Source organism: Mucilaginibacter sp. P5_A6 (assembly GCF_056400585.1).
Genome location: NZ_JBFUKZ010000003.1, coordinates 61,127 through 82,587, shown reverse-complemented (window position 1 = coordinate 82,587; position 21,461 = coordinate 61,127). Strand labels below are relative to the sequence as shown.

General features: G+C 43.1%; 17 protein-coding genes. 9 read left to right on the top strand and 8 right to left on the bottom strand.

Going from position 1 to position 21,461, the window contains the following annotated elements:
• Positions 1-34 precede the first annotated feature (34 nt).
• Together AC1DO4_RS04485 and AC1DO4_RS04480 are read left to right on the top strand one after the other, a co-directional pair.
• The gene (locus tag AC1DO4_RS04485; RefSeq protein WP_477413359.1) at positions 35-2,857 is read left to right on the top strand and encodes a DNA gyrase/topoisomerase IV subunit A; all 2,823 of its coding nucleotides are present in this window, start codon (positions 35-37) and stop codon (positions 2,855-2,857) included.
• Positions 2,858-2,921: 64 nt separating this feature from the next.
• Positions 2,922-4,751, top strand: coding sequence for a glycoside hydrolase family 35 protein (locus AC1DO4_RS04480; RefSeq protein ID WP_477413357.1), 1,830 nt, complete (start codon positions 2,922-2,924; stop codon positions 4,749-4,751).
• Positions 4,752-5,150: 399 nt separating this feature from the next.
• On the opposite strand, the gene AC1DO4_RS04475 is transcribed toward AC1DO4_RS04480, so the two are convergent.
• The 7 genes from AC1DO4_RS04475 to AC1DO4_RS04445 all read right to left on the bottom strand — a co-directional run bounded on the left by AC1DO4_RS04475 (position 5,151) and on the right by AC1DO4_RS04445 (position 12,191).
• Entirely contained in the window at positions 5,151-5,444 is a 294-nt protein-coding gene (locus AC1DO4_RS04475; protein WP_477413355.1) for a GIY-YIG nuclease family protein, read from the bottom strand.
• Between the two features lie 228 nt (positions 5,445-5,672).
• Positions 5,673-6,539: an aldose 1-epimerase family protein gene (locus AC1DO4_RS04470; protein WP_477413353.1), complete on the bottom strand. Its 867-nt coding sequence runs from the start codon at positions 6,537-6,539 to the stop codon at positions 5,673-5,675.
• A gap of 144 nt (positions 6,540-6,683) precedes the next feature.
• Complete coding sequence (locus AC1DO4_RS04465; protein ID WP_477413351.1) at positions 6,684-9,131, bottom strand: bifunctional YncE family protein/alkaline phosphatase family protein; 2,448 nt, start codon at positions 9,129-9,131, stop codon at positions 6,684-6,686.
• A gap of 256 nt (positions 9,132-9,387) precedes the next feature.
• Positions 9,388-10,869: a glycine--tRNA ligase gene (locus AC1DO4_RS04460; protein ID WP_477413349.1), complete on the bottom strand. Its 1,482-nt coding sequence runs from the start codon at positions 10,867-10,869 to the stop codon at positions 9,388-9,390.
• A gap of 185 nt (positions 10,870-11,054) precedes the next feature.
• A complete protein-coding gene (locus AC1DO4_RS04455; protein WP_477413347.1) occupies positions 11,055-11,198 on the bottom strand; it encodes a hypothetical protein in 144 nt (47 codons plus the stop codon).
• Between the two features lie 579 nt (positions 11,199-11,777).
• Positions 11,778-12,014 (bottom strand): hypothetical protein, encoded by a 237-nt coding sequence (locus AC1DO4_RS04450; protein ID WP_477413345.1) that lies wholly within the window; start codon positions 12,012-12,014, stop codon positions 11,778-11,780.
• Between the two features lie 21 nt (positions 12,015-12,035).
• A complete protein-coding gene (locus AC1DO4_RS04445) occupies positions 12,036-12,191 on the bottom strand; it encodes a hypothetical protein (protein WP_477413343.1) in 156 nt (51 codons plus the stop codon).
• Positions 12,192-12,677: 486 nt separating this feature from the next.
• Here AC1DO4_RS04445 and AC1DO4_RS04440 point away from each other — a divergent pair, with 486 nt between their 5' ends.
• The 3 genes from AC1DO4_RS04440 to AC1DO4_RS04430 all read left to right on the top strand — a co-directional run bounded on the left by AC1DO4_RS04440 (position 12,678) and on the right by AC1DO4_RS04430 (position 15,174).
• On the top strand, positions 12,678-13,346 hold the full coding sequence (locus AC1DO4_RS04440; RefSeq protein WP_477413341.1) for a flavodoxin reductase: 669 nt from the start codon (positions 12,678-12,680) through the stop codon (positions 13,344-13,346).
• 259 nt (positions 13,347-13,605) lie between these two features.
• The gene (locus AC1DO4_RS04435; protein WP_477413339.1) at positions 13,606-14,325 is read left to right on the top strand and encodes an ATP-binding cassette domain-containing protein; all 720 of its coding nucleotides are present in this window, start codon (positions 13,606-13,608) and stop codon (positions 14,323-14,325) included.
• A 204-nt stretch (positions 14,326-14,529) separates the two neighbouring features.
• A complete protein-coding gene (locus AC1DO4_RS04430) occupies positions 14,530-15,174 on the top strand; it encodes a hypothetical protein (RefSeq protein ID WP_477413337.1) in 645 nt (214 codons plus the stop codon).
• A 142-nt stretch (positions 15,175-15,316) separates the two neighbouring features.
• On the opposite strand, the gene AC1DO4_RS04425 is transcribed toward AC1DO4_RS04430, so the two are convergent.
• Positions 15,317-16,315: a helix-turn-helix domain-containing protein gene (locus AC1DO4_RS04425; protein ID WP_477413335.1), complete on the bottom strand. Its 999-nt coding sequence runs from the start codon at positions 16,313-16,315 to the stop codon at positions 15,317-15,319.
• A 274-nt stretch (positions 16,316-16,589) separates the two neighbouring features.
• On the opposite strand from AC1DO4_RS04425, the gene AC1DO4_RS04420 reads away from it, so the two are divergent.
• The 4 genes from AC1DO4_RS04420 to dnaN all read left to right on the top strand — a co-directional run bounded on the left by AC1DO4_RS04420 (position 16,590) and on the right by dnaN (position 21,372).
• Positions 16,590-17,090: an outer membrane beta-barrel protein gene (locus AC1DO4_RS04420; protein ID WP_477402092.1), complete on the top strand. Its 501-nt coding sequence runs from the start codon at positions 16,590-16,592 to the stop codon at positions 17,088-17,090.
• Positions 17,091-17,155: 65 nt separating this feature from the next.
• Complete coding sequence (locus AC1DO4_RS04415) at positions 17,156-17,653, top strand: hypothetical protein (RefSeq protein ID WP_477413333.1); 498 nt, start codon at positions 17,156-17,158, stop codon at positions 17,651-17,653.
• Positions 17,654-17,817: 164 nt separating this feature from the next.
• A complete protein-coding gene (gldG, locus tag AC1DO4_RS04410) occupies positions 17,818-20,214 on the top strand; it encodes a gliding motility-associated ABC transporter substrate-binding protein GldG (protein ID WP_477413331.1) in 2,397 nt (798 codons plus the stop codon).
• Between the two features lie 33 nt (positions 20,215-20,247).
• The gene (gene dnaN / locus AC1DO4_RS04405) at positions 20,248-21,372 is read left to right on the top strand and encodes a DNA polymerase III subunit beta (RefSeq protein ID WP_477413329.1); all 1,125 of its coding nucleotides are present in this window, start codon (positions 20,248-20,250) and stop codon (positions 21,370-21,372) included.
• Positions 21,373-21,461: the final 89 nt, after the last annotated feature.

Here is a 21,461-nt window from a genome sequence, read left to right as displayed (position 1 = left end):
TTATCTTTACCCATCCAAAAGTTTTTAGCACATAATGAGTGAAGATCTGAATCAAAATGAGATGCCAGCCGATGACAACGAAGTATTACATAACGTTACCTCACTCGACGGTTTATACGAAAACTGGTTTCTTGATTATGCCTCTTACGTAATTCTTGACCGTGCCGTACCGCACATTAATGATGGTTTAAAGCCGGTACAGCGCCGTATCCTGCATTCCCTAAAGGAGATGGACGACGGGCGTTTTAATAAGGCAGCCAACGTAATTGGTAACACCATGAAATATCACCCGCATGGTGACGCGTCTATTGGTGACGCCATGGTGCAGATAGGGCAGAAGAACCTGTTGATTGATTGCCAGGGAAACTGGGGAGACCCGGTAACCGGCGACTCGGCAGCTGCTCCACGTTATATCGAAGCGCGTTTATCTAAATTTGCGCTTGATGTTGTTTTTAATGCCGATACCACCGTTTGGCAGGCCAGCTATGATGGTCGTAACAAAGAGCCTATTACGCTGCCTGTAAAATTCCCTTTACTGCTGGCCCAGGGAGCCGAAGGTATTGCTGTAGGTTTGGCCACCAAAATATTACCACATAATTTTATTGAGCTGATAGATGCATCGATAGCTGTATTAAAAGGCGAACGCCCTAACTTATTACCCGATTTCCCTACAGGAGGTATGGCCGATGCTTCGGCTTATAACGAGGGACAGCGTGGGGGCAAGATAAGGGTACGGGCCAAAATTGTGGAGCGTGATAAAAAAACGTTGGCCATTACCGAGATTCCTTTTAGCACCACAACGGGAAGTTTAATTGACAGCGTAATATCTGCCAACGATAAGGGTAAGATCAAGATTAAAAAAATTGAAGATAATACCGCGCAGCATGTGGAGATCATTATTCACCTGGCGCCGGGTATCTCCCCCGATGTAACCATCGATGCGCTTTATGCCTTCACCGATTGCGAGGTTTCTATATCACCGAATACCTGCGTGATCCAGTCGGATAAGCCGCGCTTTATGAGCGTGAATGACATGCTTACCGAAAGTACGTTTTTCACCAAGGAGCTGCTTAAACAGGAGCTGGAGATCAGGCTGAAGGAACTGATGGAGAAGATCTTCTTCAGTTCATTGCTTAAAATATTTATCCAGGAAGGGATGTACAAACACCCCGACTATGAAAGCTCCGGTAATTTTGAAACGGTGCTGGAAGTGCTGAACCGCTTGTTTGAGCCTTTCTTTCCGCAGTTTTACAGGACTATAGTGCCCGAGGATTATAAAAAACTGATAGATAAGCCTATGAGCAGCATCACCCGCTTTGATGTTAAAAAAGCGGATGAGCAGATGAAGGCGCTTGAAAACGAAATAAAACAGGTAAAGCATCACCTTAAACACCTTACGGATTATACTATAGCCTGGTTTGAAAAACTGAGAGAAAAGTATGGCAAGGACAGGCACCGTAAAACCGAACTGCGCACCTTTGATAAGGTAGAGGCGGCACAGGTGGCATTGGCCAATGTGAAACTCTACGTAAATAGAGTAGACGGCTTTATTGGCAGCGGGCTTAAGAAAGACGAGTTTGTGGGCGATTGCTCGGATATCGACGAGATCATCGTTTTCCGTGCCGATGGGCGCTGCCTGATAACCAAGGTACAGGATAAGGTTTTTGTGGGTAAGGAGATTATCCATGTAGCCGTGTTTAAAAAGAACGACGAACGTACCGTATACAACATGATATACAAGGATGGCGAAAGCGGCATCAGTTATATCAAGCGCTTCTCGGTAGTAGGCGTAACCCGCGATAAGGAGTACGACCTGACCAAAGGCACAAAAGGTACCAGAGTGCTATACTTTACCGCTAACCCTAATGGCGAGGCCGAAGTGGTTAATGTGCAGCTTAAACCGCATTCTAAACTTAAAAAACTACAGTTTGATGAGGACTTTGCCATGATAGCCATCAAAGGCCGTGGCTCGATGGGGAATATCATTACCAAATACCCTGTTAAAAAGATCCTGCTTAAGAGCAAAGGTGTATCTACCCTGGCCGGAAGAAAAATATGGTACGACGAAACTTTAAAACGGTTGAATGCCGACGGCAGGGGTAAATACCTGGGCGAATTTGATGGGGACGACCGCATTTTGAACGTGTTGAGCAACGGGATATATGAGCTTACCAATTTCGATCTGAATAATCATTTTGATGATAAAATGATCCTGATTGAGAAGTACGATCCTAAAAAAGTTTTTTCGGTTATCCACCTCGATGGTAAATCGAAGAACTATATGGTTAAGCGTTTCACTTTCGAGAGCATTGCCGTTGGTAAACAGGTAAGCATCATCAGCGATGAACCGGGTTCAAAACTTGTTCATATAGCCAAAGCAAACCAAACGGTTAAAATAGTGCAGCTGAAAGGTAAAGAACAAAGCCCGGAAACGATTGAAGTAAACCTTGCCGACCTGATAGATGTGAAAGGTATGAAGGCCATGGGTAACCGCCTGTCGCAATTACCCATAAAATCTGTTGAGCTGATAGCTACAGACGAAACTGTTGAAGAACCCGTTGAGGAAGAGCCGGAAAGCGAAGTGGAAGAATCAGATGAAATTACAGCGGAGGCTGATGAATCTGAACCTGAAGCGGAAACTGTATCAGTGAAATCAGAAGCCCCATCAGTGGGATCATCCCCCAAATCGGTAGAATCTCCAAAAGAAGAACCGCCAAAGACAGAATCAGTGAAATCACCGGAATCTGAATCAGCGGAACCGACAGAAACTCCAAAGCCACCCAAAAAGATAGACTTCGAGATCACCAATCCTGATGATATCGACATTGACGATAAAGGTCAGTTAGGGTTATTTTAATATTCCAAGCCATCCGCAACTGCAGTTTCGGGTGGCTTTTTACTTATACAACAATTTACTACAAATGAAAAAAATCATTACCTGCCTTTTACTTTTGACGACTTTTACATCATTAAACGCCCAAACCGCTAAACATACCTTTGCATTAGGCGACTCTGCCTTTATGCTTGATGGTAAACCCCTGCAACTGATCTCGGGCGAGATGCATTGCTACCGCGTACCCCGCGAATACTGGCGCTCCCGCATGAAAATGGCTAAAGCCATGGGCCTTAATACCATTGGTACCTATGTTTTCTGGAATGCGCATGAGCCGGTACAGGGCACCTATGATTTTACGGGTAATAATGATATTGCCGAGTTTGTTAAAATTGCTAAAGAAGAAGGTCTTTGGGTAGTAATGCGCCCAAGTCCGTATGCTTGCGCCGAGTGGGAATTTGGCGGTTACCCGTGGTGGTTACTAAAGGATAAGGATTTGAAGGTGCGGGGTAAAGATCCCAAGTTTTTACAGGCCTACAAAAACTATGTGATGCAGGTGGGTAAGCAGCTTAGCCCGTACCTGGTTACCCATGGCGGTAATATTTTGATGGTACAGATAGAGAACGAATACGGCTCATACAGTAACGATAAGGAGTACCTTGATATTAACCGCAAGATTTTCCGTGAGGCAGGTTTTGACGGCGAGTTATTTACATGCGATGGTGCTTCGCAAATGCCTGCCGGATATTTGCCGGGCTATTTACCCGCGGTGAATGGTTCGGATAATCCTAAAGAGGTAAAAGCCCTTATCAATAAATACCATGATGGTAAAGGCCCTTATTATATTGCCGAATGGTACCCGGGCTGGTTTGATAGCTGGGGCGGCAGGCATGCTAACACAAAGGCAGATGAAGATGCCAAAAAGCTTGATGTGGTTTTGTCGGCAGGGATCTCTATTAACATGTATATGTTTCATGGCGGTACAACCAGGGATTTCATGAACGGGGCCAATATGAGTAAAAGCGATCCATACTCGCCGCAAACATCCAGCTATGATTATGATGCGCCGCTGGATGAATCGGGCAATCCAACAGCAAAGTTTTACAAGTTTCGTGAGGTAATACAAAAGCATTTGCCCGCAGGTACAACATTGCCGCCGGTGCCTGCAACTAATAAAACTATTGCTATCCCGGGTATCAGTTTGACGGTTGTTGCTCCTTTGTTTGCTAATTTGGGTAAACCGGTTGTATCTGGCAAACCACTTTGTTTTGAAGATATTGACCAGGGATATGGTTTTGTTCTTTACAGAACCACTCTGCAAAATGCAGCCAGTGGTTTATTAAAAATTAAGGAGATGCGGGATTATGCAACAGTTTATTTAAACGGCAAACGCATCAGCATTTTAGACAGGCACCTTCGCCAGGATTCGTTACAGTTAGATAATGCCAAAAAAGGGGATGTTTTAGATATCCTGGTTGAAAATAATGGACGCATTAATTACGGGGCGTATTTAACCGATAACCGCCAGGGTATAACGGAAAAAGTTACTTTGAATGATAAGGAACTTTTAGGCTGGAAAATGTATAAGTTTCCTTTTACAAATACCGGCGGTTTTAAATACGCTGCCAACAAAGATACTAATGCACCTGAACCAGCCTTATATAAAGGAACTTTTGCCCTTACCAAAACCGGCGATACCTATCTTGATATGCATGGTTATGGGAAAGGCTTTGTGTTTTTAAACGGCCATAATCTGGGCAAATACTGGAACATTGGTCCGCAGCAAACCTTATATATCCCTGCAGGCTGGCTTAAAAAAGGATTGAACGAGGTAGTTGTTTTTGACGAGTTGAAAAACAGCCACACCAAAATTGCCGCGCTTGATCATCCCATATTAAATGAAGTTGTAAAAGAATAAGAGGCTGATTTACCTATGACGTATTCGATTTTCAAGGTGTAATGGCCTGTCAGTCTGAGTAATCTTTATTTGGTTCCAAATAATCGCATTGAAAATGACATTTTTTCAATGCTGGTAATCAGTAAGTTATAGACTTGTCATTGGCAGCCTGTCGAAGACYCGTGCGGAGAGGCCTTTGCCCRCTATGGTTCGACAGGCTCACCATGACAGCCCTTTTAGGGATCAGTCCGCTGGATTTTATCACTACCTATGACGTATTTGATTTTTAAGGAGTAAGGGGCTGTCAGTCTGAGCCTGTCGAAGACTCGTGCGGAGAGGCCTTTRCCCRCTATGSTTCGASAGGCTCASCATGAYAGCCCTTTTAGCAACGCTCTTTCCGTTTCAGAGTCAGCCGGATTTTTATTCACTTTTAGATTTCGATAGCTCTGGTAATAAATCCCAGTTGCCGTTTATTATCGCCTCTTTTTTTGATCGTCGCCAACCTTTTACTTGTTTCTCAAAGGCGATTGCCTGATTAACATCATTAAATACTTCGTTAAAAACGAGTTTCACAGGCCTTCGCTTAAATGTATAACAGTTTTTATTTTCTCCTGATTGATGTTCGACAAACCTTCTTTCAATGTTATTAGTTACGCCTGTATAATATGAACCATCGTTGCAAAGCAAAATATAAACGTGATACTGGTTCCCCATGGCGTATTGTTTAATATGGATTTTAAATTACCTGCCAGCCTGAACTTGTCCAAGGGTCGCGCGCAGAGGCCTTTACCCGCTATGGTTCGACAGGCTCACCATGACAGGCCTTTTTTAAAATGTCATTTTTCTTTTCAACTTAGCTATTTGACTGACATTTCGCTGCCTTTTAGCCAGCGATGAATATTGGGTGTCCGTCCGTCCGCAGGTGTCCGTTACCTGGTGCTGTTACAAGCTTATAAAATACGGTGCCTCAAATACATGCCCGGCGTGTAGTTTTTGTATCGCTTCTTTTTTGCTGATGTCTTTTTGAGCACCTGCTGTATCGGCACAACCTAACCAGGGTTCAATACATACAAAGTCGGCGCCGGGTTTGGCCCAGATGCCCAGGTAGTTATAATGAGGGAACTCCACTGATAACGTCTGATCGTGTTTATTACTTTTAATGGTCACCATTCTTGATGATAACTTTTTAAAAACCAATGCATCGGCATCAAAAAGGCTACGGGTTAAAAATAATTTATTGCCGGGCGTAGCTACCGGCTGACTTTCGCCGGTGAAAAAACCATCGCCCGATAAAAGCTCTGTTTCCAGGTGTTCGTCGGTTTCAAACTCTATGTAGTAATCCTCATATTTTTCGCCTTTGTTAAAGGGGATATTAAACGCCGGATGCGCGCCTACCGAAAAGTATATGGTTTTTTTATCCAGGTTGATCACCTTGTAGGTTATCCTAAGTGAGTTATCAATGATGGTGTATAATACCTGGTAATCAAACTTGTAGGGATAAACATGCAGGGTCTTGTCGCAGTAAGGCAGCGAAAAGCTGGCCGAAACATCGTCAGCATTCAGTAAAACAAATTCCGACTGCCGTGCAAAACCATGGCGGCCCATGGCATACTTTTGCCCGTCAACCACAAGCTCGTTATCAATTAAGCCGCCTACCACCGGGAATAAATTTGGCGCATGCCATGGCCAAACAGCAGCAGTATCCTGCCACATATGTTCAGTTCCGGTTGCCTTGTCAATTAATGAGCTTAGTTGGGCGCCCTTAGGGTCAATTGTTGCTATCAGGTACTCGTTTTCAATGGTGGTCATTGGTAATAATAATTTGTCTGAACCCGAATTTATGGAATTATGTGAATTTCACGAATTTTAATCTCAAAAGCATATATTTCCTAAATCAAAGAAGCCGGTAAATTCTTTAATCCGATGAATTCAGGTTCAGAAAACTTTAACAAATCAATCGTCGTCCTGTTCTTTTTTCTGTTCTAAAATTACAAAAGCGCTGCGTTTTGGTGCCGGCATAACGGAATTTTCGCCTTTAACAAACTTCCAGACCACCTCATTCAGGTCGATATCCGGTGCTGCATCCTCTTTGGCAAAGTTGAATAATTCAGATCGTTTGCTGCTTTCGTTTACCGCAATGTTACGCTGCTCCAGGTCAACCTGTGCCTGTTTAGCTATATAAGGCGTAAAATCGGGCTTGTTGGTAAAGCAATCATATAATGGCATAGCGGCGGCATCATACTGGCTCATTGGCGGCAGGCCCAATATCAGCTCGATAGTACGCAATACCCCCGATGTAGAGTACATGCCATGGATAACAGCGTTACGCTTTACATAAGGCCCGGCAACAAATACCGGCGAGCGGTGCGCATCAATATGATCGGATCCGTTTTGGGCATCATCTTCCAAAATAAACACTACCGATTCCTTCCAGATCGGGCTTTTTGCAAGATGTTCAATAAACTGGCCTATCGCCAGGTCGTTATCACCCACAGCGGCGGTTGGCGATATGGCCCCCTTTTTTTGCCCGCTGGTATGATCATTAGAGATGCGTACGCTGTTAAACCTTGGTACAGCATTTATAGTTAGCAGGGAATCGAAATCATGTGCCCAGATAGCTACCCGTTTCACATCCTTTACACTCAGGTCGAATCCCGGGGCTTGTTTGCAGTAATGCCCTTCCAATGATTTTAAGTTGGCGCTGCCGGGGTTGCCATCACTCACAAACTCACCGTATGTGCGGTAACTTATGCCGGCACGTTTGCAGTAATCCCATATAAAGCCATCGCGCGGGTAGGCTGCTTTGCGGGTGCCCTCAAAATCATAATTACCACCACGGCTGCCATAACTGGTTGGCCATGTTTTCTCCACAAAGTCGGTAGCATAGGCTGCAGTGCTCCAGTTGTGGCCATCGGCGCTTACTTCGGCATCTACATAAAAATTATCAAGCAAAACAAACTCGCTGGCTATGGCATGGTGGTTTGGGGTTGTTTTTTTACCGAAGATACATAACGAAGTATCACCGTTACCCTGCGGCATATCGCCTAAAACCTGGTCGTAAGTGCGGTTTTCTTTGATGATATAGAACACATATTTAATAGGCGATTTTTCGCCCATACGTCTCGGAATAGGGTTGCCCTGCTCGCCGGGAGCTGTTTTGGCAATTTTATTACTGAAAGGTGTATTGGCATAAACCTGTTTGGTATAGGCTTTAAGCTGGGTTATACCGGGCGTATTGATGAACGACAGTGTGCCTTTAAACAAGCCGCCAATATACTGCTCACGGCTGTTAGTGGCCCCCTGCTTGTAACCGCTGTTGTCGGTTTTAAGCAAGGGTTGGGGCCCTTTGGGGTTGGGCATTGATGTAAAACCTTTGCCATTGGCTACCAGTATTTTTTTACCCAGCATTTTTACATTGGTAGGATACCAGCCCACCGGGATAAAACCCATGCTGCGGCTGCTGCCAGGTTTTGATACATCAAATACTGCCAGGCAATTGTTATCGGCATTGGCTATGTACAGCGTTTTTTGATCGGTAGATAAAGCCAGTCCGTTGGTTGTAGAGCCGGTTAAATGGGTAGGGTATAGGGCTGTTGCAATGGTCTCAATTATTTTATGATTAGCCGTGTTCACTACCGAAACCGAATTATCATTGGCATTGGCCACAAACAGGTAATTGCCTTTTTTATTCAGTAGTAGCTCGTTAGGGTGGCTTTCTGTTTTTATGGTGCTTAGGGTTTGTGTTGCAATATTGTAAAAGCCCAGCTCATCGCCACCCCATAAAGAAATGTAAAGCGTTTTTTCATCGGGCGACAGGATGCAGCTATAGGCTTCGGATGGCAGTTTAACCTGCTTTACTATTTTTCTTGCAGCAGGGTCAATAATATATAAGGTGCTATCTTCTTTGGTAACTGTATATAGGCGGGTATTGCTTTTGTTAAGGGTTATACCGGTTGGGCATACTTTGCTTTTTGGCCATTTGTCGGTAGCAAGTTTAATGGTATCCGGCTTGCCAAGCTTATTATCATTTATATTGAAAACGTAGATCCAGTTATCATTACCGCCTGATGCATAAAGCTTTTTTTCATCGTGACTAAAAGCAAGGCCGTACCATGATTTGGCTACCACCTTTTCGTCAAGTAATTTTTCATTCTTTGGATCGATGAGTTGAACCGATTGGGTGCTTTGCCCGTTATTGGTAACCGCCAGCAGCCTGCCCGATGTCGAAAGCTGGATGTTCAAAGGCAGGTCGCCAAGTGGTAATGATGTACCTGCCGGGCTAAGCTTCCAGCCATTAGGCAGCAATACCTGGCCTGTTTTGGCTATTTTACCCGGTGTTTGAGCATAGGTAGTTAATGAAGATGCTATTACAGCTAAGCAGATGAGTAGCTTTTGTTTCATGGTAATAATGATTGTAATCAAAATTACATAATCATTTACCAATGATGTGCTTGTTAACAAAAACATAATATGTAAGATTATTGCTATAATCAAACCACTATGTCATTTCGACGAACAGGCGTGGGGAAAAAAAAGGGGTGAGGAGAAACCTTATACGACCTGCATGTTCGCTTGTCGCTTATAAGAGATTTCTCCTCACCCCATTACCCGGGCCACTCCGCTGTTTGTCGAAATGACAATGAGATATATACCTTTTTTACTTCAGCAAATTTCTCCAGCTAACCTGGTCGCCAATGATCCTGTCAAGATCAGCAGATGCTACGCGTTCCTGGGCCATGGTATCGCGGTAGCGGATGGTTACGGTGTCGTCTTCCAATGTCTGGTGATCTACAGTGATACAGAAAGGCGTACCAATAGCATCCTGGCGGCGGTAGCGTTTACCAATGGCATCTTTTTCTTCGTATTGGATATTGAAATCTATCTTCAGCCTGTCCATAATTTCGCGGGCTTTCTCCGGCAGACCATCTTTTTTGGTGAGCGGGAAAATAGCGGCTTTTACCGGTGCAAGGCAAGGGTGCAGGTGCAGTACGGTACGGCTATCCTGTTTTTCTTCGGTGCTTAGGTCTTCTTCCTCAAAGGCGTTGATCATGGTAAGCAGGAACATCCTGTCTAACCCTATCGAGGTTTCAATTACGTAAGGGATATAGTTACCATAAGGCTTGCCTGTTTCCGGGTCAACCTCAGGATCAAAGTATTGTAGTTTTTTGCCCGAGAATTTTTGGTGCTGGCTTAAATCAAAATCGGTACGGCTGTGAATCCCCTCTACCTCTTTAAAGCCGAATGGGAATTCAAACTCAATATCATAAGCAGCATCGGCGTAATGGGCCAGCTTTACGTGTTCGTGGTAGCGGTATTTGGCAGCATCGGTACCCAGGGCAAGGTGCCATTTTAAGCGGGCTTCTTTCCATTGGTTAAACCACTCTTTTTGCGTGCCGGGGCGTACAAAGTATTGCATCTCCATCTGCTCAAATTCGCGCATGCGGATGATGAACTGGCGGGCAATAACCTCGTTACGGAAAGCCTTACCTATTTGCGCTATACCGAAAGGGATTTTCATCCTGCCCGATTTTTGTACGTTAAGGTAGTTCACAAAAATACCCTGCGCGGTTTCCGGGCGAAGGTAAATCAGGTCGGCATCATCAGCAACGGCGCCCATCTGGGTGCTGAACATCAGGTTAAACTGGCGTACATCGGTCCAGTTGCGGGTACCGCTTACCGGGCAGGCAATTTCGTGCTCAATGATGAGGTCTTTTAAACGGGGCAGGTCCTCATTTTTAAGGGCCTCGTCCATATCGTGCTGTAAAGCTTCTGCTTTATCAGTCTTGCCATCTTTATCGTAACGGTCTATCTTATCCTCCAAAAGCTGATCGGCCCGGTAACGTTTCTTAGAATCTTTATTGTCGATCATCGGATCGCTGAAACCATCAACGTGGCCGCTGGCTTTCCAGATCTTGGGGTGCATAAATATGGCGCTATCGATACCAACAATGTTATCGTGCATTTGCACCATGGCTTTCCACCAGTAGGTTTTAATGTTGTTCTTCAATTCGGCTCCATTCTGGCCGTAATCGTAAACTGCGCTTAAACCATCATAGATCTCGCTGGAAGGGAAAACAAAGCCATATTCTTTGGCGTGCGATATAACATTTTTAAAAAGTTCGTCGGTTGATTTGCTCATAATAGCTGCAAAGATACAATTTAGGCGGAAAGGTAAAAGGGTGAAATAGTAGCAAGTAGTTAGTATCAAGTATCAAGATTTTTTGATATGGCAGACCTTTAATCTCGTCGTCAAATCGCCCCTTTTTGTCTTGCTACTTGATACTTACTACTTGATACTCGTGATGGCGTTCCCTGCGGGCCGGGCTATTCGTTCATACTGCCCAAGGCCTTAAGCACCGGGCCGGTATCCACTACTATCCCTAACGTGTAGCTGCGGTTATCGGCCCAAAGCGTCCGTCTGTCCGTCCGTTCCCGGGTGACCATGTTTTGCGGACGCTTTGCGGACACCACTATACCGGGCAACCTGTATGCTGGCAACGACTCACCCCGACCAGGCTTCGCCGGTCGACCCTCTCTTCGGCTTCGCCGGAAAGAGGGTGAAGCTTATTTTAGCCCCTCTATGCGGCGTAAGCCGGAGAGAGGGGCAGACGTCCGTTAGCCAACGGATCGACAGGGTGAGTCGTTACCTTGGTTGGTTTACGTCATGTCCTAACGTCAATTTATTAAACATCCCCACGGTAAAAAATAAATTTTATTCTTTATTTTAAAGAAATTTCTGTATATTTGTATTGGGCCTGTTGTGCTTAAAAAGCATTAAAAACTGTCCGCTTCCGTCCGATACTGTCCTACACCTGTAGGCGGACGGACACCACAACAGCCCACACAACCTTGTCCGCCCTGTCCGAAATGTACCGGGACACCAAAGCGGACGGACAAAAATACAACCAACCACGTAAGCACACCAGAGAGCATGCACCCGCCCGCTTTCCCCACTTTATATAAATTTAAGGTAAGAAGAGGTATTTTTAAAAAACGCGGTTTTTATAAATTTAAGGGCAATAAAAAAAATAAGGGCAGTAAAAAAGTTTAAGATGGGCTGTTCAGTATATCTTTGGCTGTACCTCTTTGGGTAATTAATTGTATTGATATGGCAAAAAGGTAAAATACAAAGAAAAACAAAACACCATAATACTGCCCCTTGCTTACCAGGCCTATTGCAAGGGCAATAAATATAAGTAGTTGTGCTATTAAACTTGTGTAATAACTAAAGGTTACCAAAACCTCATCTCCCGAAACGCTAAGCTCAAACTTTCCTCCATCCAACCGTGCTACGGCTTCGTGCCTTCACCTTAATTTCCAGGTACTATCGTCAAACTCAACAACACTACCGGTTCGGTTGGTAACCCTATAGTCGTTGCCCTCTAACAGGGATACTATTTTGTCAATTACAACTTGAGGGGCAACATGGGTAGCTTGTGTTAGTTTAAACTTTATTTGCATTGCGATAAGTGCGGGTGAATTTACTAAAGTGCAGGCAATAATACATGGCTGTTTGGCTGATTGATTGCCTGCGTAATAAAGCATACTGCCAATGGCTGTGTAAATTCCCTTGCCCTAAAACTAAACGATGGTTGCCCTTTTTGGCTGTCCGTCCGCAGGGGAGAACGGTACAAAAACGGACAGGGCGGACAAGCAAACTTTTTTGGCAGGAGCGGACGGCAAAATTGGTTTTAATCATATCCGTCCGGATATGTCCGTTAAAGAGCGGCAAACCTGTGCGGACGGACAGGCTTTTTGATTAACGGAAGCTTGCGTTAAGGACAGAAACGGATACCGGCCTGTGAATAAGGCCTGTGCAGTATGAGTGTATGGCCTGGCCCACACTTCTACCGGTGTGGGCAACGCCCTTAAAATGACACTAAAACAGGGTATTTGCTAAAACTTATCGGGCAAAAGTTTATTGTACTATATACAACTAATTGCCGCATGGAAACCATAGTAAAAATCATATCAACCCAATATGTAACCCATAATGTAAAACAGTTCAGGCTGCAAAAGCCTGCCGGGTTTACTTTTACACCCGGGCAGGCAACGGAGCTGTCTATTAACAAGGATGGCTGGAAGGACAAAAAAAATCCCTTCACCTTTACCTGTCTTGTTGACGACCCTTACCTGGAGTTCACCATTAAAATATACCCTGATAGCGACGACGGCGTTACCAACCAGTTAAGCAAATTAAATATAGGCGACGAATTAATACTGCGTGATGCCTGGGGCGCCATTGAATATAAAGGCCCCGGTTATTTTATAGCGGGCGGTGCGGGGATAACCCCCTTTATAGCCATTTTAAGGCAGTTATATAAGGAAGATAAACTGGAAGGGAACGTGCTGTTCTTCTCCAACAAAACGGATGAGGATATCATTCTTGCCGATGAACTTAAACTGATGCTTGGCGATAATGCCCATTTTACAACCACCCAGCAAGAGGGCGGCGAGCATGATCACCGCCGGATTGATGCTGAGTTTTTAAAGACGGAAGTAAAGGATTTCAAAAAGCACTTCTACGTTTGTGGCCCCGACCCGATGGTTGAAGAGCTAACCGAAACATTAACCAAATTAGGAGCCGATATTGATGCCGTTGTTTTTGAGAAATAGGGGACGGTGAGTAGTTAGTGGTTAGTGGTGAGTGGTGAGGAGTGAATGGTGAGTAGTTAGTAGTTAGTAGTGAGTGGAGAGGGGTGAAAAGGTGATTGAACGGTGGCTGAAAGGTGAGTGAAAAACGAGGAAATTGTGCGAGCAATTCCGGTTCAGGCAAAGCATTCATATCACAAGTAATTCCCAAATCGAAAATCCGATATCCGAAATTCTTCCGTCTCATATCTCATATCTCACATCTAAAATCTATTTTTACGCCATGAGTATCCGGGTAGAAACATTAACAAAAGTTTACGGCGAGCAAAAGGCGGTTGATGGCATCAGTTTTTCTGCCGGACCAGGTGTACTGGGTTTTTTGGGGCCTAATGGAGCGGGTAAATCAACCACCATGAAAATCCTTACCGGCTTTATTCCCCAAACATCGGGTACTGCATCCGTTTGCGGATTTGATGTGGTAAGCCAATCGCTTGATGTACGCAAACATATTGGTTACCTGCCCGAAAGTAACCCGCTTTACCTGGATATGTATGTAAAAGAGTCGCTGGCGTTTATTGCAGGCATCCACAAAATACAGGAGCCCGAAAAGCGCATAGCCGAAGTTATTGAACAAACCGGACTGGGACCCGAGCAGCATAAAAAAATAGGGCAGCTATCTAAAGGCTACCGCCAGCGGGTGGGGCTGGCACAAGCTATTATTCATAACCCGGATGTGCTGATACTGGATGAGCCAACCTCGGGACTTGACCCTAACCAGCTTATCGGCATCCGCCAGTTAATTACCGATCTGGGTAAAACAAAAACCATCATCCTGTCCACCCATATTATGCAGGAGGTTGAAGCGGTTTGCGATAAGGTGATCATCATTAATAAAGGAAAAATAGTGGCTGATGATACGCTGCAGGGCCTGCGGAGTAAAAACCATAATGGGACACTTGAAAGTATTTTTATCAGTCTCACCAATCAGGGAAATCGCTTTTAAAATTAAATTAAAACTTTCACCATAGCGATGGGTTTCAAACCCATCGCTATTTGCCAATATGCTGTGCCAAACAGTTTCATTTAATAGATTTTTCTGGCGTTTGACCCTTTAAATATTTCAAAAGCGATTTCCCTGCCTCACCAATTGATTAAAATAAAATTTAATTTTTTACTTTCGCCCAAACTTAAACTCATTATCATAATTATGAAAAAAACTTTACTCGTTTTATTTCTTTTAATATGCGCTGTTGTTAGCGCCAAGGCCCAATCCTTTAGAGGCAATGCAGAACGTACGCCCAGGTTAAGCGCTGGTTTTGGAAACGGAGCCACAATAGGATCACACTCCGGCGATTATCCCACATCGGGCAGTGTAGATGTAAAGCTTGAATATCCTATAGCGTCAAGCCCGGTAAGTATTACCGTTTCGGCGGCTTATCAGTTTTATGTATCAAAATATAGTTCCTTTTTTGGGTACAGCAGCTATAGCAGCAGCAATGGCAGTAGCTATAGGTCATTGGCATCATTTGCTCCCGTTATGTTAGGTGCCCGTGTATATGCCGGTAAACTGTTTTTTGAAGGTGCTGCCGGTGCCTCCTTTAACCTTAACTCCATCCACAGTAATTATACCGGCCAAACAGTAGCATTGGCGCTTTCGCCAGGTATTGGGTACGGCTTCAGGTTTGGCTCTTCTCAAAAATTTGGTCTGGATCTCAGCCTGGCTTATGAAACCCGTTTGGAAAGCAGCAAAAGTATCATTTATAATGATGGTATGGGTAATTCCTACGTTGACGGTGCTTATGGTAATTACAACCAGGTTGCCTGTCACGTGGCATTTAGTATTGGTTTGTAAGCAATATAAAAAGGTATTGATGAGCCCTGGTATTTACATACCAGGTTTTTTTATGAAATATTTACAAGCTACATGTTAAGTTTTAAAAGTATGCTGTTTGCAATATGTTGGCTTTAAGCCCTGCGCATGCTGCTTTAAGCTTTTATACAATATCCCTTGTTCGTTCATGAATTTTATTTCTCAGCACATTAAAAAACATACTTCTTTCTTTTTCGCCTACCAAACTGATGTGGGTTGATTTGCTGATAATATTTTGCAGGTTTTTAAATGTGTAGTCGCAAAAGCTTTTATCCTGGGTCCCCATAAAATTTAACCCGTTATGATTCAGGAAGGCGATTTGCCTGTCGTCGCCCCGCACAAAAAGAGAATTATCACCAATAAGGCATTCATTGATGTAAATATGAAATGGCGCGCTGTTGGGCATATCGGGTTGTTTGTATATAAATTTTCGGCCTGTTTCGGCCTGCATCTCTACGTGGTTCAGTAATTCATCCAGTTGGGCATATACTTTCAGCAGGATATCTTTATTGGCAAAAATGTTTGTATGCCTGTAAAACTCAATTTGCCTTATAGTAACATGTATGCTTTCTTCGGTCCATATTTCGGTGGATGGTATTTGTGTATATAGTTTAATGATATCTTTTGCCGTTTCATGTGCTTCCCCGTCGCCTTCTTCGCCAATAAATTGCTGCTTAGCCAGTTCGGGGTAACCCATAAGCGTACGTTTCCAGAAAAAGAACTTAAATGCACTTAGCTCAGGAAATTGCATGAAATAAAAGATAGATACGTCTTTGTTAAAAAAATAAACGTGTGGGTTTTGAATTGTTTTAAATAATGTGAGCGTATTTGCTAAGTCCTTAAGGTAATTATTAAACCCAAATGAAATCGGATCAACCTTATTGCCCGAAAAAATAACTGTATTGTTTTGTACCTGGAATAGCTGGTCGATAGAAACCTTGTACTTATTGCAAAGCACCTGTATTTCATCTAAACTTATCGGTTTTTCGCCTCTTATACGGCGGTATGCGCTATCGTTGCTAATGTTCAGCAGCTCTGCTATCTCGTCCACAAAGGAAAGATGGGTGGGAAGTTTTGATTTAATATGATTAAAAAAAATCAGTTGTATATGGTTACTATCCATAATGGAGGTTATTACAGGAATTTTTTTTAGAAATTATTGATACACCACCGCATAATTATTAGTAAAAAATGGAGTAGCAGGTTATAATTAGCAATAAATGTAGTAATAATTGCAGCTGTTTACAAAACTCTGTATTACAGGTAATTAATTATTGCTATAAGATATATGGTGTGCCGGTTTTTCCATTTTAATACGGCGTTTTAAGTATGTAGATTTACTAAGATATCATTAGGGATATTAAACAAATCATTGTTAACATTTTAAATCCTTCATCATGAAAAAGTTTTTCTTATTAGCATTATTCGCCGTAACAGCACTCAGCGGTTTTGCCCAGTCATCAACCGGTTCTGGGAAATTCAGCATTGGCGTAGACGGCACCCTCCCTACCGGAGACGCAGCCGATTTTTTTAGTTTTGGTATAGGAGGTTCACTTAAGTACGATTACCCGCTTTCAAAAAACGTATTTGTTACCTTATCTGCGGGTTATGAATCATTGCAGATAAAAAGTGAATTTAAGGAGCCTGGCGTTAAATCTTCGTTTGGTTTTATTCCGGTAAAAGCAGGTATTAAGGGTTATGTGAGCGATGGATTTTTTTTAGAAGGGCAGGCCGGTACCGCATTTTCAACAGAGGAGGGCGGTGGTAACTCGTTTGTTTACTCACCAGGTTTAGGTTATTCATTTAAAGGAGGGTTTGAAGTTGGTGTACGTTATGAAGCATGGTCAAATGGCGGGACCATAGGGCAGGCCGGAATGCGCCTGGCATACAGGTTCTGATGATGATTAGGTTGGGCCCGGAATATTTCCGGACCCTTTAATTACTTACCAATAAAGGAAATATCATGAAACCATTATTAATTGCAATAGCAGGCTTAGGTGGTTTGCTATGCTTGTGCAGCTGTAGTAAGCTGATTCATTCCCATGAACAGGTTATGGTAAGTTATCACACTAAAGACGACGTTATGAAACAATTTGGACTTCCCGACGAAAAAAGAGAAGCAAACCACGTTACCGAATGGCTTTACAATTGTGATACATCATCGGCCCTTCTTCATTCAAAAACAAAAGTGGCAATCAATGGAACATACAACACCGTTTACGGGAGTTTAAATCATAATACGGTAAGTATGGATAAATTTACACCCTATAACAAGTATATAAAATTCACCTTTGATGAGCAGGGTAAGGTTTTAAACTGGGATTCAMATAATGTAAATTTTGCCRAGCGGAAAAAGAAACCCGGCGCTACAATTGCACTGGTAGTGGGTTCTGTAGCGGCGGCAACTCTTTTTATTTATTCGTTGGTTGCTGTAAGTGAAATTGGTAATTTGGGATATTAAGTTTTATTAAAAAACTATAAAGTAAATATCCTTACATAAGGTCTTGGTATTATTTACCGGGACTTTTTTGTTATGGCGATTTTTAAGTTTTATAATTCAAAAGTACAGCTTTGCTTTAGTATATTATTGTTGTAATTTCGGCGTTTCAGCATAAATATATAGCAGTGCTTAGCATCCTCAAAAAAGAAATAACATCATACCTCAGCTCGCTGGTAGCCTACGTTACCATTGGTGTGTTTTTACTGGTGTTAGGCTTATTCCTTTGGGTATTTCCCGATTCAAGCATATTAGATTATGGGTACGCGGGGCTCGAGAGTCTTTTTAGTACCGCGCCTTACCTTTTCATGTTCCTCATCCCGGCCATAACCATGAAGTCATTAGCCGAAGAACGGAAGGAAGGCACCTTTGAGCTGTTATTTACCCGCCCTTTGAAGGATTGGGAGATTGTAACCGGCAAATATCTGGCTTGTTTGCTTATTGTGCTTTTTGCGTTACTGCCCACATTAGTTTACTATTTTTCTGTAAGTACATTAGGCACACCGCAAGGTAATATTGATACGGGCGCGGTTATAGGTTCATACATCGGTTTGTTTTTGTTAGGGGCGGCATTTGCGGCTATTGGCTTGTTTGCCTCATCTATTACCAAAAATCAGATCATCGCTTTTACCGTTGCGGTTTTCCTGTGTTTCTTTTTTTATAGTGGCTTTGATTCACTGAGCCAGTTGTTATCCTTGCAGGAACTGGGCTTGCAAACCCTGGGTATCACGCAACATTATCAATCGGTAAGCCGTGGCGTATTGGATACCCGCGACCTGGTTTACTTTATACTATTGGCAGGTTTATTTACCTGGTTAACATTATTTATCCTGATAAAACAGCGGCAAAAAAAATTACGCGGAACTATCATGGTAAGCCTGTTAGCCATATTTGTTTCATTGGGTGTATTATCTCAATATGCCTTTACCCGTTTTGATTTTACTACCGAGAAGCGTTTTACCGTATCGCCAGTAAGCAGGCAAATAATGGATAGCCTTCCAAAATCGGTTAAGGTTACTGTTTATTTACAGGGTAGCGGCTTCCCTGCCGGGTTTAAACGCCTGCAGGGCGCTACTAAAGATATGTTAAGTGATCTGCAGGCCTATAGCCATGGCAAGCTGCAGTTTGAATTTGTTGATCCGCTGAAAGGTTTGAGCGAAGAGCAGCAAAACAATGCGCTGCAAACTTTAACGGATAAAGGTTTAACTCCTCAAAGCTGGAGTTTTAAAACCGACGACGGGGTGATTCAGAAAGTGTTGGTTTCATCGGCTTTGGTTTCTTCCAACGGAAATGAGGTTGCTGTAAATTTATTACAACGGCGTATCGGTTTATCAGATGACGAGTCAATTAATAATTCAATTCAAAATTTGGAATATGCCTTTTCATCAGCCATAAAAAAAGCTGTGGCCAATGGAAAACCTCTTATCGGTTTTACCGAAGGGCATCATGAGCTTTCAGATCTGCAACTGCATTATGCCATGGCCGACCTGGAGGATGGATACAAAGTGGGTAGAATTGACCTTACAACAATTCCGTTTTCGGTTCTGTTAAAATTAAAACTGCTGGTGATCCCTAAACCCGATAAGAGATTTACTGAACTTGAAAAATTTAAGCTGGATCAATACATTATGCGCGGAGGCCGTGTATTGTGGACTATTGACCAGGTAAGCGCCGAATTGGACAGCCTGCGCGGGCATGGCGGCGAGCAACTGGCCTTTGCAAAACAATTGAACCTTGATGATCAGCTTTTTCGTTACGGTGTACGCATTAATTATGACCTTATTGCCGATATGAGCTGCTCACCAATCCCCGTAAGCACCGGTAATGTTGGGGGGCAGGCCCAGATTCAGCTATTACCATGGCTGTTTAACCCATTATTTATGCCGGTATCCAAACACCCGGTAGTAAAAAACCTGGATGCCATCCACAGCGAATTTGTAAGTACTATCGATTTGCTCGAAACAAAAAACGTTAAAAAAACTATCCTGTTGACCTCATCGCCCTATAATAAAAAAATAAGCGCGCCACATATCCTGTCGTTGCAAGCTTTGGAGCAGGAGCCAAATCCTAAAGATTTCCAGGGTACACCAAAAACGGTTGCTGTATCGTTAGAGGGTAAATTTATTTCCGATTGGCGCAACCGCCCATTGCCCGATAGTTTAAAAGAACCGGTGAGTATACAGCCAGAAAGCGTGCCCACAAAAATGATTGTGATAAGTGATGGCGATATCCTGAAAAACCAGATTGGTACAGATGGTTCGCCTTATCCATTAGGATATGATCATTATACGCAGCAAACTTACGGCAACAAAAACCTGCTGCTCAATATAGCCGATTATATGACCGATGATTCGGGCCTGATTGCATTGCGCACCAAGGAGATCAAGATCCGGCTGTTGAACCGTGCACGTATTCGTAACGAAAAACTGTACTGGCAACTGGTAAACACTGTTGGCCCGATTGCTTTAGTGTTAATATGTGCTATTTTTCAACATTATATCCGCAAGCGGAAGTATGCCCGTTAAATTTTATATTTTTGATAGATTAATTAGACCCATATGAGATTTATTGTTTCTACCACAACTTTACTCAAACAACTGCAGGCAGTAAGCGGCGCGTTAAGCAACAGTACTGTATTGCCAATATTGGAAAACTTTTTGTTCGAGATAAAGGAAGGAAACTTAACCATTTCTGCTACCGACCTGCAAACCAGCATGACCACTTCCTTAACTGTTGAAGCAAAAGAGAACGGCCGGATAGCTATACCATCGCGTATTTTGTTAGAGACCTTAAAATCATTGCCTGAGCAGCCTGTAGCTTTCTCGGTTGATGATAATACCTTCGCCATCGAAATAAATGCCGGCGACGGTAAATACAAGCTAAGCGGTGAAAATGGTGAAGATTTTCCGAAAATTCCTGTTGTTGAAAATGCATCATCGGTAAATTTACCTGCATCTGTTTTAGCCGAGGCTATCAACAAAACCATTTTTGCGGTAAGTAATGATGAACTGCGCCCGGCCATGACCGGCGTTTACTGCCAGCTGAGTACGCAATACCTTACATTTGTAGCTACCGATGCGCATAAACTGGTACGTTACCGCCGTAAAGATGCAAAAGCTGCAAGCACAACATCATTTATTTTGCCAAAAAAAGCGTTAACGCTGCTTAAATCATCGCTGCCAAATGATGATGTGAATGTATCTGTTGAGTATAACTCAACCAGCGCTTTCTTTAAGTTTAGCAATATTAACCTGGTTTGCCGCTTAATTGACGAGCGTTATCCTGATTATGAAGCTGTTATTCCGCAAAATAATCCTAATAAATTAACTATCGACAGGCTTACCTTTCTTGGATCGTTAAATCGTGTGGCTATTTATGCCAACAAAACAACCCACCAGGTAAGGCTTAAAATAAACGGTAGCGAACTAAATATCTCGTCAGAAGATATTGACTTTGCTAACGAAGCCCATGAGCGTTTAAGCTGCCAGTATGAGGGCGATGATATGGAAATTGGCTTCAATGCACGTTTTTTAATAGAAATGTTGAAGAATTTAAGTTGCGAAGAAGTATCTTTGGAGATGTCAACTCCAAACCGTGCCGGCTTACTGCTGCCACAGGGTGGTGATGAAAATGAAGATGTGCTGATGCTGGTTATGCCGGTTATGCTCAATAGTTATGCTTAAGTGTAAACTTAAATTATAAATCCAAAATCGAGTCCGGCTTTAAAAACCGGACTTTTTTGTTCGCCGTGGATAACAAAAATTACGGTAAG